This window comes from Olivibacter sp. 47 (genome assembly GCF_030372825.1).
Taxonomy (GTDB): Bacteria; Bacteroidota; Bacteroidia; order Sphingobacteriales; family Sphingobacteriaceae; genus Olivibacter; species Olivibacter oleidegradans.
In genome coordinates, this window is sequence record NZ_JAUCNR010000001.1 from 2,471,595 (window position 1) to 2,486,391 (window position 14,797).

17 protein-coding genes and 2 tRNA genes are annotated in these 14,797 nt (G+C 43.1%); 17 read left to right on the forward strand and 2 right to left on the reverse strand.

Annotated features, from left to right (window positions below):
• Nucleotides 1-414: 414 nt before the first annotated feature.
• From QT327_RS10505 to QT327_RS10570, 14 genes are read left to right on the forward strand one after another with little or no spacing between them, the layout of a single operon-like run.
• On the forward strand, nucleotides 415-1,011 hold the full coding sequence (locus QT327_RS10505; protein WP_289552820.1) for a hypothetical protein: 597 nt from the start codon (nucleotides 415-417) through the stop codon (nucleotides 1,009-1,011).
• Between the two features lie 4 nt (nucleotides 1,012-1,015).
• Complete coding sequence (locus QT327_RS10510; protein ID WP_289552821.1) at nucleotides 1,016-1,414, forward strand: hypothetical protein; 399 nt, start codon at nucleotides 1,016-1,018, stop codon at nucleotides 1,412-1,414.
• A gap of 3 nt (nucleotides 1,415-1,417) precedes the next feature.
• Entirely contained in the window at nucleotides 1,418-2,509 is a 1,092-nt protein-coding gene (locus tag QT327_RS10515; protein WP_289552822.1) for a major capsid protein, read from the forward strand.
• Between the two features lie 10 nt (nucleotides 2,510-2,519).
• Nucleotides 2,520-2,849, forward strand: a complete 330-nt coding sequence (locus QT327_RS10520; RefSeq protein ID WP_289552823.1) for a DUF6706 family protein — start codon at nucleotides 2,520-2,522, stop codon at nucleotides 2,847-2,849.
• Nucleotides 2,843-3,115, forward strand: coding sequence for a hypothetical protein (locus tag QT327_RS10525; protein WP_289552824.1), 273 nt, complete (start codon nucleotides 2,843-2,845; stop codon nucleotides 3,113-3,115). The genes QT327_RS10520 and QT327_RS10525 overlap by 7 nt, the downstream gene beginning before the upstream one ends.
• A 1-nt stretch (nucleotide 3,116) precedes the next feature.
• Entirely contained in the window at nucleotides 3,117-3,566 is a 450-nt protein-coding gene (locus QT327_RS10530) for a hypothetical protein (protein ID WP_289552825.1), read from the forward strand.
• A complete protein-coding gene (locus QT327_RS10535) occupies nucleotides 3,566-4,012 on the forward strand; it encodes a hypothetical protein (protein ID WP_289552826.1) in 447 nt (148 codons plus the stop codon). Before QT327_RS10530 ends, QT327_RS10535 begins: the two co-directional genes overlap by 1 nt.
• A 41-nt stretch (nucleotides 4,013-4,053) precedes the next feature.
• Nucleotides 4,054-4,593 carry a hypothetical protein gene (locus QT327_RS10540; RefSeq protein WP_289552827.1) on the forward strand — a complete coding sequence of 180 codons (540 nt, stop codon included), beginning with the start codon at nucleotides 4,054-4,056 and terminating at the stop codon, nucleotides 4,591-4,593.
• 58 nt (nucleotides 4,594-4,651) lie between these two features.
• Complete coding sequence (locus tag QT327_RS10545; protein WP_289552828.1) at nucleotides 4,652-5,179, forward strand: hypothetical protein; 528 nt, start codon at nucleotides 4,652-4,654, stop codon at nucleotides 5,177-5,179.
• A 32-nt stretch (nucleotides 5,180-5,211) separates the two neighbouring features.
• Nucleotides 5,212-5,382 carry a hypothetical protein gene (locus QT327_RS10550; protein WP_289552829.1) on the forward strand — a complete coding sequence of 57 codons (171 nt, stop codon included), beginning with the start codon at nucleotides 5,212-5,214 and terminating at the stop codon, nucleotides 5,380-5,382.
• Between the two features lie 3 nt (nucleotides 5,383-5,385).
• The gene (locus QT327_RS10555) at nucleotides 5,386-6,660 is read left to right on the forward strand and encodes a hypothetical protein (RefSeq protein ID WP_289552830.1); all 1,275 of its coding nucleotides are present in this window, start codon (nucleotides 5,386-5,388) and stop codon (nucleotides 6,658-6,660) included.
• The gene (locus tag QT327_RS10560) at nucleotides 6,657-7,295 is read left to right on the forward strand and encodes a hypothetical protein (RefSeq protein ID WP_289552831.1); all 639 of its coding nucleotides are present in this window, start codon (nucleotides 6,657-6,659) and stop codon (nucleotides 7,293-7,295) included. Before QT327_RS10555 ends, QT327_RS10560 begins: the two co-directional genes overlap by 4 nt.
• 1 nt (nucleotide 7,296) lies before the next feature.
• Complete coding sequence (locus QT327_RS10565) at nucleotides 7,297-8,034, forward strand: glycosyltransferase family 2 protein (protein WP_289552833.1); 738 nt, start codon at nucleotides 7,297-7,299, stop codon at nucleotides 8,032-8,034.
• A complete protein-coding gene (locus QT327_RS10570; RefSeq protein WP_289552835.1) occupies nucleotides 8,031-8,510 on the forward strand; it encodes an endonuclease domain-containing protein in 480 nt (159 codons plus the stop codon). The genes QT327_RS10565 and QT327_RS10570 overlap by 4 nt, the downstream gene beginning before the upstream one ends.
• 485 nt (nucleotides 8,511-8,995) lie before the next feature.
• Here QT327_RS10570 and QT327_RS10575 read toward each other — a convergent pair.
• Nucleotides 8,996-9,069: transfer RNA gene (locus QT327_RS10575), tRNA-Glu, on the reverse strand.
• Between the two features lie 69 nt (nucleotides 9,070-9,138).
• A tRNA-Thr gene (locus QT327_RS10580) sits at nucleotides 9,139-9,231 on the reverse strand.
• Between the two features lie 471 nt (nucleotides 9,232-9,702).
• Between QT327_RS10580 and QT327_RS10585 the strand changes: the two genes are divergently transcribed.
• Genes QT327_RS10585 through QT327_RS10595 form a run of 3 tightly spaced genes read left to right on the forward strand, consistent with a single transcriptional unit; the run spans nucleotide 9,703 to nucleotide 14,797 of the window.
• The gene (locus QT327_RS10585; RefSeq protein WP_289552836.1) at nucleotides 9,703-12,384 is read left to right on the forward strand and encodes a phage tail tape measure protein; all 2,682 of its coding nucleotides are present in this window, start codon (nucleotides 9,703-9,705) and stop codon (nucleotides 12,382-12,384) included.
• Nucleotides 12,357-14,309: a hypothetical protein gene (locus QT327_RS10590; protein ID WP_289552837.1), complete on the forward strand. Its 1,953-nt coding sequence runs from the start codon at nucleotides 12,357-12,359 to the stop codon at nucleotides 14,307-14,309. The genes QT327_RS10585 and QT327_RS10590 overlap by 28 nt, the downstream gene beginning before the upstream one ends.
• Nucleotides 14,309-14,797, forward strand: coding sequence for a hypothetical protein (locus QT327_RS10595; RefSeq protein ID WP_289552838.1), 489 nt, complete (start codon nucleotides 14,309-14,311; stop codon nucleotides 14,795-14,797). Before QT327_RS10590 ends, QT327_RS10595 begins: the two co-directional genes overlap by 1 nt.

The following is a 14,797-nucleotide window of genomic DNA, read 5'->3' on the forward strand; positions in this document are numbered from 1 at the left end:
AATGCGAACAAAAAGAACAGATATCAAAGAGCCATATTGGTATTGCTTTCCGTATTACGATGGATGGATTTACTACGAGGGATGTGCTTACGGATTCGACTACTTCTTTGCAATGTTTAGCAATCTGCGAGTAACCTCAATGCTCCAAGTTTGGATATAAACTAATTCTTTTTTGTAATCAGTCTATTACATATTATTGAACTTATCTATAGTTATCATTATAGATAACTTTACCGCATCAATAGCACAGAGGTGCGCACGGTGGGGCAGTTACCCCATTGGACACAACTCAAATAAATTCTTATGTCATTAAAAGCAAAAATTATCGCAAAGTTAAAGGCAAAGGCTAAGAGCCTCAATGTTAACTTATCAAATGTCAGAATCAACGGACTAGCGGACAAGTTGGACTCTCTAGTGGACAACGAAGACGATATCGACGGGGAAATAGACAAACTGGATGCTGTAATTCCCTTCAAGGAGTTGGCAGCTTTGGACGATGCCAAACGGAATGCCGACAGGGCTAGGGCTGAGCAAGAGGACGAGAACGAAGATGAGCAGGAAGACACGCCCAAACCTAAACCGGCAGCGGTTGCAACGGACAAAGGAAATGGCAAGGATGGTGAGATGCCTGCTTGGTTCAAAACGTATTCTGATCAACAGAATAAGGTCATAGAAAGCTTAACAAATAAGCTGTCTGCATTTGAAAAACAGGGCGCCACACAGACTCGTCGTCAACAACTCGAAGCAAAATTGAAAGATGCGCCTGAAAAGTTCAAAGCTCGTACACTCCGTGAGTTCGACAGAATGAAAGACGTAATCGTTTCAGATGACGATTTCACCAGCTACCTAGCTGATATCGAACAGGATGTTGCTGATGAGATTCAGGCACAATCAGATGCAGGTCTGGGCGGTGATGAGCCGACAAGAGGATTTAGTACTGGAGGATCAGGGAAAGTTAAAGAGGCATCCAAAGAAGAATTGGATGCTGTTTCACAAGCACTTAACATTTAGAAAGATGGCAGTAGTAAATCTAGCTAACGAGCCGGAAGAATTATATGGCGGTAACGATTCGATCGTTATCGTAGATAACTTCCAATCGATTCGTGGCGGTCGCTCTCTTGACGTTACCGGCTATACCCCAGAGGTGTTAAAAGCCGGTCATGTTATCATAAAAGAAGATGCGACTAATGAGTACAAGCCAATGCCTTTGAATGCAGGAGGAACCGCTTATGCGGCTTTACCATCTGGGCATTCGTATGCAGGCATTCTCATAGCCACAATATTAACCAAAAAACCTTTTGCCGGTATCATGGTGAGAGGCACTGTAAACCCAGCGGCGGCACCTTTTCCGATGACATCGATCATGACAGCGGTAAAAGCTGCATTACCGCTAATAGACTTTAGGGAGGACTAATACATGCAGGAATCATTATTTATTCAATGGGCCAAAAAATACCTCCCAGGTATTGTTATCAGAACGGTTACCACTTTAAACGGTGAAAAACCGCCTTTACCTTATTGGCACCGTAGGCTGTTGAAGAAAGATTTTTCAATAACCGGTAAATGGGAGTCTAAAAACATTTCGGACAAAATAGTTGCGGCAGATTACGTCGCAATGGATTCTAGCCTTCCTTTGAAGTCAAGACCAAAAATTCGTTCAGCAAGTGGCGACATTCCTAAAATGGGAATCGAGTTCACATTAAATGAACAGCAATTGACTGAGCTTGACGATATGGTCGCGTTGAAACGTCCGGAAAGTCAAATTGTGGCTAAGCTATTCGAGGATACGCCTAGAGCAATCGGGGGTATTTATGAGAAAAACGAGCTAGCTTTTCTTCGCGGTTTCTCCACGGGAATAACGCTGATAGAGGACGCGGATAACGTCGGTACCGGAGTTCGTGTTGACTACGGATACTTAGCAAATCACAAGTTCACAGCGCCAAATAACTGGGGGGCTAACGCAAATCCACTAGCGTATTTTGATACGGTACTGGATCAAGTTCAAAAGGACCAGAATGCCGTAGACATTGCGTACATGAATCGCAAAACGTGGCGATCGATAGCGGCAACAGACGCTATTAAGCAACTTTATGCTTTCAGCATCGGGTATGTTGGTTCTAACGCAAATATTCCGACTCCTTCTTTGACTCAAGCCAATGCGGCCTTAAAGGATCAACTTGGTTTTGAGATTGAGATTGTAGAACGTAAAGTTACTGTTCAGAAAAACGGTGTTGATAAGGACGTAACGCCTTGGGACGATGGGGCAATCATATTCACTAAATCGGGACTGGTAGGATCATTGGTGTGGGCACGGCTAGCAGAAGCAAGCAGACCGGTACCTGGAGTTACCTATCAAGTAGCTGATGAATACATTTTAGCATCGAAGTTCTCAACAAATCGCCCTTCTTTGAAGGAATTTACCACAGCTCAAGCTAGGGCAATTCCTGTTATCGGCAATGTTGACAACATTTATTTGTTGAAATGGGACCCTAACACTCCGGCCACCTAATACTTAGGACATGACAAACAGAGAAGCCCTCAAATCGAAGATTGCACAACCAGTTCCAGAAGACACCATTGATTTGAATCTTATCGAACAAAACCTGCAACCAGATAGCGAGTACGACCCATCCTCAGACATTAACCGGAAAGGAATCGACCTGGCTTTAGCGGGGCTTATTCTGTTTGTCTGTTTTCAACCAAAGTCGGTTAGGGAACTTGATTACCAGATTACACAGCAAGACGTGTCAGACCTCTTAAGACTTCGATCAGGCCTACTGGCACGGTGGAACGAAGAAGACGACATGGACGGCGTTGCGATCATTAATAGTATTTCTGACAGATGGTAGTTCCTGAGCAATATCCTGATAGGCTGGTCTACGGAAATAAGGAGGTAAAATGCCGATTCCGACCAGCAAGAGGCACCAAATACTTAAAGAAGCAAGACGGATCGGAAGTTCTTTTCCGTTTCGATATTGCTTTTCCTGTTGGAACGGAGCCGATACTGACGGGAACAATAGTATCGGCATTCGATAAATCGGGATCGGTGATAGTTTATGAACAGGAGTTGTTGGATTTCCACATCGGGCAGCTTCATTGCTTAGGAGGGATGTAATATGTTCAGTTTGGTCCCACAGTTCTCAGCACAGCAGTTGGATGCGCAGATCAAAAAGGATCTCGATGAGCTGACATTACAGGCTTTTATCAAGGTTTCTGAAAGAGCCATTCAAATTGCAAGGGAAAGAGCTGCAGCGGAAAAAGTGTACGATAACCATACAGGCAATCTGGAAAGTTCAACAGGCTTCATCGTAATTCGGGACGGTCGAGTTGAATATCGGGATTTCAAACTTGCGGATATCGGGACGGATAAATCAACAGGACTCCAAACCGGACTTAATACAGCGCTCTCAGTTCTGAGAGAATCGAAAGGATGGGCAGTGATTTTGGTTGCTGGGATGGAATACGCCAGCTGGGTCGAAGGGAAGGGATTCGATGTATTGTCAGGAGCGATGAGAAACTACGAACAGTACTTTGAACAGGCTCTTAATGAAATCTTTGTAGACTGATGGATAAGACGATAAAGACAGCATTTGACGGAATAAACGAAATCTATCAGGTATTCATTGCCGGGAATTTTGCAGCTACTACGGGTTTGACAGGCCAGGTCAGTAAGCAAAGTCGAATGCTCAACAGTAAAATGGAGGATGTTGTCATCAGCTGCCTTGTATTAAGTGCAGAGCAGATTCAGGACGGCATTTTTAATGTGAACATTCACGTTCCGAATCTTGAGAATCTACCGTCGGGCATACCGAACGCAGTAGACAACACCCAGCCAAATTACGATCGACTTAACGAACTAGGGAGTGCTGCAATTGAACTACTTGATGATAGTTGGCTATACAACAGCCATTTCTATCTAGAGCGAGCAGGTGAGATTATTCCGGAAAGTAAGGGCCATTTCTTCAATATCAGGATCAGGTACCATGCATTACGTCAGGACAGGAACAATTAACAAAATAATTAATCGCCTAATAAGGCACAAACTAAAATATTATGGCAGCTGTAACAGGGATAGAATCGATGGAGTTTGCTTTAATGGCCGCAAATGGCGCCATGCCAACCACAGGTTGGGTTAAGGTAGACGACATCGAAATGGGTTCTGTGAACCTCAATATACCTCCACTTGAAAAAGTACGTGTACGTGTCGAAGACAAGGCAGGTGTACGTTGGGTATTACCTGGTGAAACGGATCCTCCAACAGTGGTAGGAAACTCATTGAACCTTAAAGTTGACAATGCAAACCTTCTGTTCAAAGGTGAGATCACCACAGGAGCGACTGAATTCAATGCTTCAGCGGATGATGAGTCTATCTACTACTTGGCGTTCAGGCTTACTTCTAAACCTTTCGAGGGTCAGAAATTCGTTTTCGAGGCACCGGCCCTGGCTATGAGTGCGGGATTTACAAATCCTCTTACGAAGACAGGATTTCTTGCATTGAACTTTTCAGGCGATGTAACCACTCCTTCCGATGCAAGCGGAAACGCTGTATCTCCATGGGGTTACAAATTCGTTGCGGCCAATCCGGCCACTTAAAAAACTGAACCGAAAGCCGAAGGTAAGGCGGTGAGTAGGTTCTTAATCCTTACCATTTATGAAAGAAGATAAAGAATTCCAAGGGGAAGACGCTACTCCCCGTAAAATAGCCGAGGCAATTACCGATCGTCCTACCGAGCTAAAGAAAATCAGAATAAAATACACCACATGGTGGAAAAAGGTGCTCGCCTTTCTCTGCATATTGCCGAAGACTCGGATGCTTACGATAAAAGCCCCATGTGCTGCGACTATGTATGATATCGTTGCAATCTATGATGAGCTTAAAATCACCAAAGATGTTGTCGAAGACATTGACGGTCTATTATACGGTATCGTAAAAGAGAATCTGCCGTCAATAATCGAGTCCATCGCGATAGCTGTTCACAATAAGGAAGGTAAACCGCCGAAATGGTTATTGGATGCGCTATGGTATCAATTTGAGCAATACGAGCTTGCAACAGCATGTAAGATAGTCTACCGGGGGTTAGACTTCGACTCTTTTTTCGGTATTATGACATTCGTACGGAACATAAAGATGGTGGACATTATAGGGACTCAAGCCCGTGGTCAAGGACAAGGAACGTAATCAAATATTACGGTTTATCCTGGCATGAAGCCATGTATGGCGTCAGCTTTCTCAATTTATTGATGATGAACGCTACCATTCCACCGGAAGAAAAGAACACGGACTCCTCCGGAAACAACGAATCAAACAAAAGTTATTCACCAAACGCCACTATGTCCTTATGGGAAATAGGGCAACGGGTATCTCAAGGGCTAGGGGTATAGGACATGACTAACCTTTTCATAAACATATACGATGATGTTTCCGCAGCACGAGCCGAAGAACTACAGGATTGTTTAAACCTAAACATAGGTACGTTCGATAGGGTATTTGCTATAAACAACACAGGGAGGAACGTAACTGGTGTAGAAAACATAATTACCGACCGTCGGCCTACGTTCAGAGATTATTTCTCATATATAAACGAATTTACCTATGATGAGGATATCAACGTAGTCGCCAATTCGGATATCTATTTCGATCGTAAGTCTATTAGTCTGCTGGGAAAGGTTCAAAAGAATCAGTGTTTTGCGCTAAGCAGGTATAATGATGATGCACTATTCATGCGATGCGATAGTCAGGACGCATGGGTTTTCAAAGGATGGGTGAAGCACGTCGCTAACTGCGACTTCTATTTGGGTCTACCGGGTAGCGACAATTCTATCGCACATAGATTGTCCGTGTCAGGTTACAGTGTTCTAAATCCCTGTTTCAGCATAAGAACGCAGCATTTTCATGGTAGCAACGTCAGGAATTATTGTTCTTATGAACAGACCCCCACGCCATATAAAAACGTTTACCCGTCCGATCTTGATGGCTGCAGGCTGTTTTATGCCACTTCAATAAATCCTTATGACAGGCTAAAGGAGCAAATTGAGGCAATTAAAACATGGACTAAAGGGATTGTAATAAGCTTCAATACAGCCAAAGAGATAAGAGATTTGGCACACATAGAGGGTGTCACCTTCGTAGAGCTTGATGTCGAGGATATTGCAAAAGGAAAATATCCACGCGTTGCAGCAATTACCAGGTGGGCCAAGTATCTTGATTTCGATCGTTTCGTTCTCATTAATTCAGACATAGCCATTGAAGACATCAATTGTTTCTCAAAATCGCTTCTGTCCGATAGGTTCGTCATGGGTGTACGACACGACAACGGATCAAATCCTTTCCCACACGGTTACGATGTGTTTGCATTCACTAAGAATCATATAGATAGAATAACCGATACGGGGTATGCGCTAGGACTTCCTTGGTGGGATTTCTACGTGCCTTTGGCGATCCTTAAGTCAGGATATGATATTGATGTAATCAAAGAAGCACCGGTATTTACCCATAAATGGCATGAAACGAGATACGACTACTCCAAGTGGAACGAGATGGGTGAATACTTCCGAAGGTGTGCGGCCTTTATCGATCATATTGGCTCATATGCGTCCATTCCTGAGATGTGTACCGCAACAAAGAAATTCATTGATCAGAATTTAAGAACAATAGCATGAAGGTATATACCTATTACCACGAAATATTCGATTCGCTGCATGGAAACAGCGATCAAAAGCAGCTTATTGAGGTTTGGAAGGAAAATTGGCGGCGCAACGGATGGGAACCGGTTGTCATCGGTTTGAGTCAGGCGAAAGAGAATCCAAAGTACGAATCCTATTTGAAGTGTTTCAGTAAGTTTCCGTCTAAAAATAATAAGGAGTACGAATTGGCATGTCTACTCAGATGGGTTGCAATGGAACAGATCGGAGAGGGCTTTATGTCAGATTATGACGTAATGAGTTACGGTTTTAATGGACATAAAGAAGGAGACCTTACTTTTTACTCCAAAAATATGGTCCCCTGCTTTGCTTACGGAACAAAGCAAGGATGGTCACGCCTGTTAGAGCTGTTCATGTCATACGAACCTAAAGGGAAAGACCATGTAAGCGATCAAACCATATTAGTTGAGTATTTCGATTCTTTTAAGTTCAGAAAGCAATACATGTGCCCCGAATACAACGAAGAGGGTAACTGGTATGAGTATCCCCTCGTTCATTTCCCGTATGCGAGAACCGATTTTTATGGCCTTTCACCAAGATGGAAGTTCGTACGGGAGTTCAATAAGATTATTTACAGCTTAAAACAGATTTAGAATGAGGATCGCAATCTGCATAACAACGCGTAACCGACCCGAAGAATTTCGAAAATGTATCATGGCCATGCTTAAATATTGGCCGGTGGATATCGAAGATAAAGACACTGAATGTAGGCTGTTTATCGTCGATGATGCCAGCTACGATGATTACTATCTAGAGGGCATAATGTTTCCCCACGGCACAGTAGGCTTTAAGTTCCCGGAACGGGTAGGGATTCCACGCGCTAAGAACAAATGTTTTGAATTGGCTTACCATTGGGGCGCCGATCATTTGTTCCTGTTCGATGATGACTGTTTCCCCAAAGCGTATAATTGGCATAAGTCTTACATAGATTCAGGTATAAACCATTTGTGCTTCACTTTTACAGAAGGTTGGGACGGTACCGAAGGTTGGGGCAGTCCAGTGCAACAAGGATCATTTATGATTCATCAAAAAGGATGTGGATGCATGATGTATTTCAGGCGTAAATGCTTGGAAGTGGTGGGCGGATTTGATACTACATTCGGTTTGGGCAAATATGAGCACGTCGACTTATCTAGGAGAATCCATAATTCGGGGCTTACACCTCACAGGTTTATAGATGTTGTTGGAAGCGATAAGTTGTTCCACTCCATGGACCAAGCTAGGGAAGTGACCAGAACCTTTAATGAGGTCGAACGCAGAATGCTATTGAACGCTGGCGAAGATTATTATTGGAAAAACGAAAATAGCTGCGAGTATAAGCCGTTTCTATGAGTAAGTGGGAGAACGCACTGGTTAAGGAGATTAAGTCCCGTGGATGGGTTGAAATTGAAGGAGTTTTCTATCGTCCCGACTCCAAGGAAGCACTGTCTTATAAGCCTCCCAAAAAGAATAAGTCTAAAATAATTCGAACGGGATGGACTGATGATACCAGGAACATCCGAAACAAAGAGAAGTATGCAGATCCTTTTGTTCAACTGGTCAAACAGGAGTTAGGCTTGGATGTTTGGCCTGAGTTCTATTTCGCTGTAGAACGCCAGTACCGAATCGACTACGCGATACCGACTCACAAAATAGCAATAGAGGTTGATGGGGGAATATGGATGAAGGGGAATAGCGGCCATAGTTCTGGGACCGGTATAAAAAGAGATATGGAGAAGGGTAATTTGTTGCAATCGATGGGATGGAGGTTAATTAGGGTGCAACCAAATGAGCTATTAACAGATTCGACTTTAAAGCTTATTCTATAAAAAAAAGCCCAGACATCTGGCGATGCTGGGCTTCTGTCAACCAATTAAACCTAAATTATGAAATAAACCTATAGATGGGGCACGTTAATATTCCGTCAATGTGGGCGTTTCAACCTTCACAGCTACAAAGTAGAATCTGCTATTTTACATGCGGAATTTCTTCTTTACATTAGGGGCCTTTCACCCCTTCGATGTCTTTCCATTGCCATGCCGGACTTTACGTTGTGTCAACTCCTAAATTCACAACCTGGGCTTCCTAAACTTATGCCTAAGCTTCCAGCATCTCCCTCGGTATTTCTTGTAATGGGGTATTTTGCTACTAATCTATTGCTTTCCTATCTTGATTCGACTGTCCCTACCTTTTTATAACTCCTCAAACAGTGTTGGAGTAACCAGCGTATTCTGGACGGCCTTAGCCTCATGCTTTATGCCCTCCCTCAAGATCATACTTACAATAAATCAAATACCCCTCTCTCAAATGGTTGTACACTGCACGGGATTTGAACCCGTAATCTCCGCCTTGAAAGGGCGACGACTTAACCAATTTGTCCAGCAGTGCCTTAAAAATTAGGGGTGTTTCACAACAGCCCTAATCCACAAACGTATTATAACTACCTAAACAAACTCGTGGAGCGAGTTGGATTCGAACCAACGTTTCAGACCTTTAGTTGTCATTTATGACCTTACTATGCCTGCGTCCTCACCTCTAGACGATCTCCCCGCCTGCTTTCACTTTTGACCCAAAGGAAAGTTTGCACACACATAACGAAGGGAATGCTGACCAACATTTAACGTGTTTTATAGCATCAATTCATTTACACGCTCTTTACGCTTTATTGAAAGGTCATTACCTAAAGAGTAACCACCGACCTCGTGGAGAGTTGAGGAATCGAACCTCGTGCCTTCTGTCGAATTATCTGTCTAACAGCTTCGCTGATCACCGACAGTTTTGCAAACGCTCTACCGTTGAGCTATATCCCCATTATATCTGGTTGGGCACTAATTATAAGATATCATTATCAATCCAAACTAACTGTGTTCCAACCCTTTTTCGCATGTCAATGAACTATCGTGATGCAATATTAATAACTTATCTTAACTTATCAAAATAAATAATAAAATATTTTGTAATAGGCTGTATTACAAAATGATGGATTCGCAGTGAAAGACGCCTTATATCGACTTTTGTTGCATGGCCGATATCAAGTATAAAGTACAGCTAGATGATGCAGAAGCATATAGAAGGCTCGAGCGTTTTCATAAAATATCGGCCGAAGGTTCTAGGGAATTCGCCAAGATGTTTGAGAACATCACGAAGAATTCAAAAGTCGAATCAGGCTTAAACGAACTGGCTAAAGCAGCGAAACGGGCTACATCCGGAGTAGACGATCTTAATAAAACACGTCTTCAATCTGCTAATATCGAAAAGCAGCAGCGTCAGGCCAGACTAAAGGAAATAGAGGATCTTGCCAATCTCCGTAGGCAGATAATGTTGCAAAAGGAAGAACAGGCAAGATTGTCTACTGAAGTCGCCAAAAGCCATCTCCAATCACAAAGGTACAAAGAGGCTATAAATGAGCTTAAGGTAGCCGAACAGCAACTTAATTCTGAGCTAAAAAAGGGTGCCATTACCGCCCAGGAATATGCATTGGCACAGAGGAAGATTGAAGATGCTCATAAGAATGCTGTTGCCGCCCAAAAAGAGGCCGATCGACAAGCTAGAGAGCATGTAAAGCTACTTAACGAACAGTTGCGGCTACAGAGACAACAGGAGGCGCAGACGGAACGTAACAGGAGAAAGTTACAGCAGCAAAGCAGCGAGTATTATCAGCTTAATCAGGCATTGAATGCTATTCGGAGAAGAAGCAAAGATGTGCTTGCTGAGATGTTCAATCTGGAACGGCAAGGGCTTAAGAATTCAGCTGCATACAAGATGCTAGAACAGCGTTCTAAGTCTCTCGTTTCGCAAACTCAGGTTCTTGATCGCGGGATAAAAAAGATCGATGCTACGCTTGGTCTGCATCAACGAAATGTTGGTAACTACGGAAGCGCCTTAGACGCTATTTCTCCACAGTTCGCTAGGATCAATGGCCAGTTGGCTATGATGGGAGTAAACCTAACGGAAATAGCTTCCAAGCCAGGTGGATTCAGAGAACTAGGCACCTCACTGATAGGAATAGGTAAGAATGTGATGGCATTTCTTGTTACTCCTATAGGTCTGGCAATAACAGGTTTGGCAAGCCTTTACGCTCTTATAAAGGGAAATGCTTCCACCGTCATACAATTTAACAGCGGCCTATTGAATGTGGGTAAAACTACGGGTATCGCTGGACAGCAATTGGATAGGTTAGGTGAAAGTATTGTTGAATTGAGCCGTAGGTTACAAGTGGTCTCAAGCGATAAGTTGTTGGAATACGCTACGGTAGCCGGCCAATTGGGAGTAAAGGGAACAGAGAACATACTTCGGTTCACCGAAGCCTTGGCAAAGTTGGAAACTGCTTCTAATATTCAAGGAGAAGAGGGAGGATCTCAGATAGCAAGGCTTCTAACATTGGTAGATGGAGGTGTTCAGAATGTCGCAGACTTTGGTGACGAAATAGTGAACCTAGGCAACAATTTCGCTGCGACAGAAAAGGAAATATTGGAGAATGCGACCCAGATAGCTCAGAATACAGGTCTATACAAAATAGGGCGCAGAGAAGTTCTCGCCTATGCGACCGCAACTAAAGCTGTTGGGATTGAGGCCGAATTGGTAGGTTCAACGTTCAACCGTACGCTTGGAGTATTTGAACAGTCTATTCGTACAGGGAAAAACCTTAGTACCATTCTTCAGGTTACGGGAAAAAGCGCAGAGGAGCTAAAAAGGCAATTTAGAGAAAATGCGTCCAGTGTGTTCAATGACTTCATCAAAGGATTAAATCAAATTGATAAGTCAGGCGGTAGCGTTAATCAGGCCTTGAATAATATTGGTATAACCGCTGTTAGGGATACAAGAGTCATAGCGTCTTTAGCTACCAACGGCTATAGGGTGTTGACTGACGCTTTGAATACCGCCTCGGAAGCCGCAGGTGCCATGGATAGGGAGTTTGAAACTGCGGCTGGAAAGCTGGAAAACCAACTTTCTCGAATAAGTACTGCTTGGAACAACTTAGTCTTATCTATAGAAAATGGCACAGGTGTTCTAGGCCGAGCTGCCGCTAAGATATCAGGAATATTCGCCGATACGTTGGAATGGATAACAAAGCAAGTAACCGCAACAAGTTCAAATGAGTTCTTTACTCGGATGAATCCCTTTGGAGGAGATGTAGCCGACGAAATTAGAGCCGGAAATAGCAGACTTCGCGAGACTGTTAACGTATTGAATGAAGTTCGAAAAATAGACTTTTCTACTGCCAGTGCAAAGATATTGTCGGAACAGGTAGACGTATTGTCGTCTGCATTGGAATCAGCCGAAAAGCAAATAGCAAAAACCGATAAAGCAGTTAAAGACGGTCTTCTTAAGGAAGGTAGCGGTAGTGGACTTAAAAGAGCTGCCGATGAGCTAAGGAAATTCAAAGATGCAGCCGAAATGCTGATAGCTGTCCGACCCAAAGAAGAAATTATCCCTATTCAGTTGTCTGAGGAAGAAGATGCTAAAGCCAAAAGAGCAAGGGAAGCTGCTTTGAAAAGGCAACGGGAGTTACAGGCTAAAATAGATGAGATCAATAAAAAAGCTCAACGTCAACAACTGAGCCATGATGAGGAGGAAATACAGGCAGTAAAGGATAAATATGCTGAAATACTCCGTACTGTAAATGACTTCTACAAGGAATCCAGGAACAAAGGCCTTAAGGTGACACGAGCGGTTTGTCAGTTTCTCAACAATTGGAGATAGATGAGCTGGTGTCCAAGCAGCAACTTGAAATTGAAAAGCAGACGATCGAACAAAAGAAGGTTCTGTTTGAACAGTACGAAGAATACAAAAAGCAGGTGGGTAAAGAGAAAGCAAACGAAGCCTTTAGAGAAGACATTCAAGGGTTTGAGAGTTATCTTGATTACTTACGTTCTTTAATGCCTGCGAGTTCTGACACCAGCGTTAAAGCTAATAAAACACGCGATTACCTGAATAGAACAGCTATTCCAGCAGCTCAAAAAGAGATGCAGAAACGGGATGCTGAGCTATATCGTCGTTCGTTGCAGGAAGCTCAGACATATGCAGACAGAATCAGGTCTGTCCAGCAGCGTCTAGAAGATGACATCACCAGACTAAAGGGCAAGGCTTCTGAGGACCAGTTGAATGCTTTGAGGCGGAATGCCAAGGAAGAAATAAGCGAGATAACCGCGTCTGCTATAAAGCAGGAACATCAATGGGATGAAACTTTTAATGTCCTTAATGTTTTAGGTCGGAAAGCGGCAATCGATTGGTTAAAAAATGCTGAAAGGCGAGTAGATTTTGAGCGCAGGACGGGGAAGTTAACTGTAAAGGAATATCAAAATATGATGGCTCAAATTAAAGATGCCACATTGCAACTGGATTTATCCAGTCCGTTTATAGGCTTTGCAAAATCCTTAAAAGAGTATAAAAATATACTTAAAGACACATCAGCATCGGAAGCCGACAAAAAGCTATCTCTTCAAAAACTTGGTTCTACTGGTGCGGAAGCTTTTGCTAGTATTTCAGCAATAATAGGGTCAGTAGGTGATGGACTGGAACGAATAGGAGTCGGAAGTGAGGGATTGATAGAGACAATTGGAAAACTGGCCAACATAACAGGAGGGTTGTCTGAGTTTTCTAAAGGACTTGCTGATTTCGCTACCACAAAAAATCCCACAGGAATCATAACTGGTGCAATAAAGACCATCACATCTGTAATTGATTTATTTAATACAAAAGACAAACGTCTCCAAAAGCAGATCGAAGGTTATCAAAAGGCATTACGTTCCCTTGAGCAGCAATATAATCAGCTTCAACGGTCCATCGAAAACAGCGTCGGATCGTCTTACTATGATGATAGTGCGGCCGCTGTGAAAAATTTACAGGAGCAGGTTAAGAACCTGACAGCTGCGAGAGATGCCGAAAGCAAGAAGAAAAAGGCTGATAAGGACGCTATCGACGCATACAACGATCAGATAATCGCAGCTAACAACGCTATTCAGGACCTGCAAAAAACGGTAAGCGAGCAACTGTTGCAGACTAATTTCAAGCAACTATCAGATAATCTTGCCAATGCATTATTGACAGCGTTTGAAGCCGGGGAAAACGGAATAGAAGCGTTGAACGACACCTTTGATCAGTTTATTAAGAACGCGTTAGCAAATAGCTTAAAGCTAAAGCTCATCGAGCCTCTCATGAAGAAGATGACGGATGACCTTACCAAATATATGCTAGGCAATGACAATTCTCTTGTAGGCTACGATTTCACTTCTTGGAGAAAGCAATTGGAAGACGCCGGTAAGGATTTCAATGAAGCATTGGATGAAGCTTATAAAGGACTCGGACTGTCTAAAAACTCGCAGGAAAGCGATAAAGGTATTACGGGGCAGATCAATAGATCGATAACGGAAGACACTGCAAACAAGTGGATGGGAGCGCAATTAAACATTTACTCCATCACTAAAAACCTGTACAGTGAAGCCCAGTTGCAATCTAAAATACAGCAAAACTGCTTGAATATGGCTACAAAGAGTTTGAATACAGCACTTAACATTGAAAAAAATACCGCTGCTACTGTAGATAGGCTCGATACGGCAGTGGGTTACTTGATTGCGATTGCTAAAAACACTGGGGATAAAGGTAAAACAGGGAGGGACTTAGGATAATGAAAGGGTTCTGCGAAATAAACGGTCGTGACGCATACGAAAGCTATGGGATAGTGTTCGAGCCAGGGACTTACAATGAGGTGTTTACGCTCCCTGTTCCCAAAGATAGATATACCTATGATTGGGGTGGTGAGGATGGTTTAGAAGTGGACGAGGTGTCACCAATAGTGCTACAAGCGCGTCAATTGACATTACCTATGCTACAAATAGCCGACACGGGGGATGATTTGAGGGATTACTACAATGCGTTCCGAACCGAACTTTACAGTAAAGTCTATCATGACTTCGTATTCAAGCCGGTAAATGTCCGTATGCGATTAAGGATGATCGGAGGAGGGGGGATTACTACAATAGGAAGAGTATTCCGAACTGGTCAATCTGCCATGAGAATACCTGTTCAGTTTTCCGATGACTTTCCGAATATACTGCCGATACTACCGGCTACTGTATTTAACCAAATGATTTTTAACGACATAATTCTATTCTAA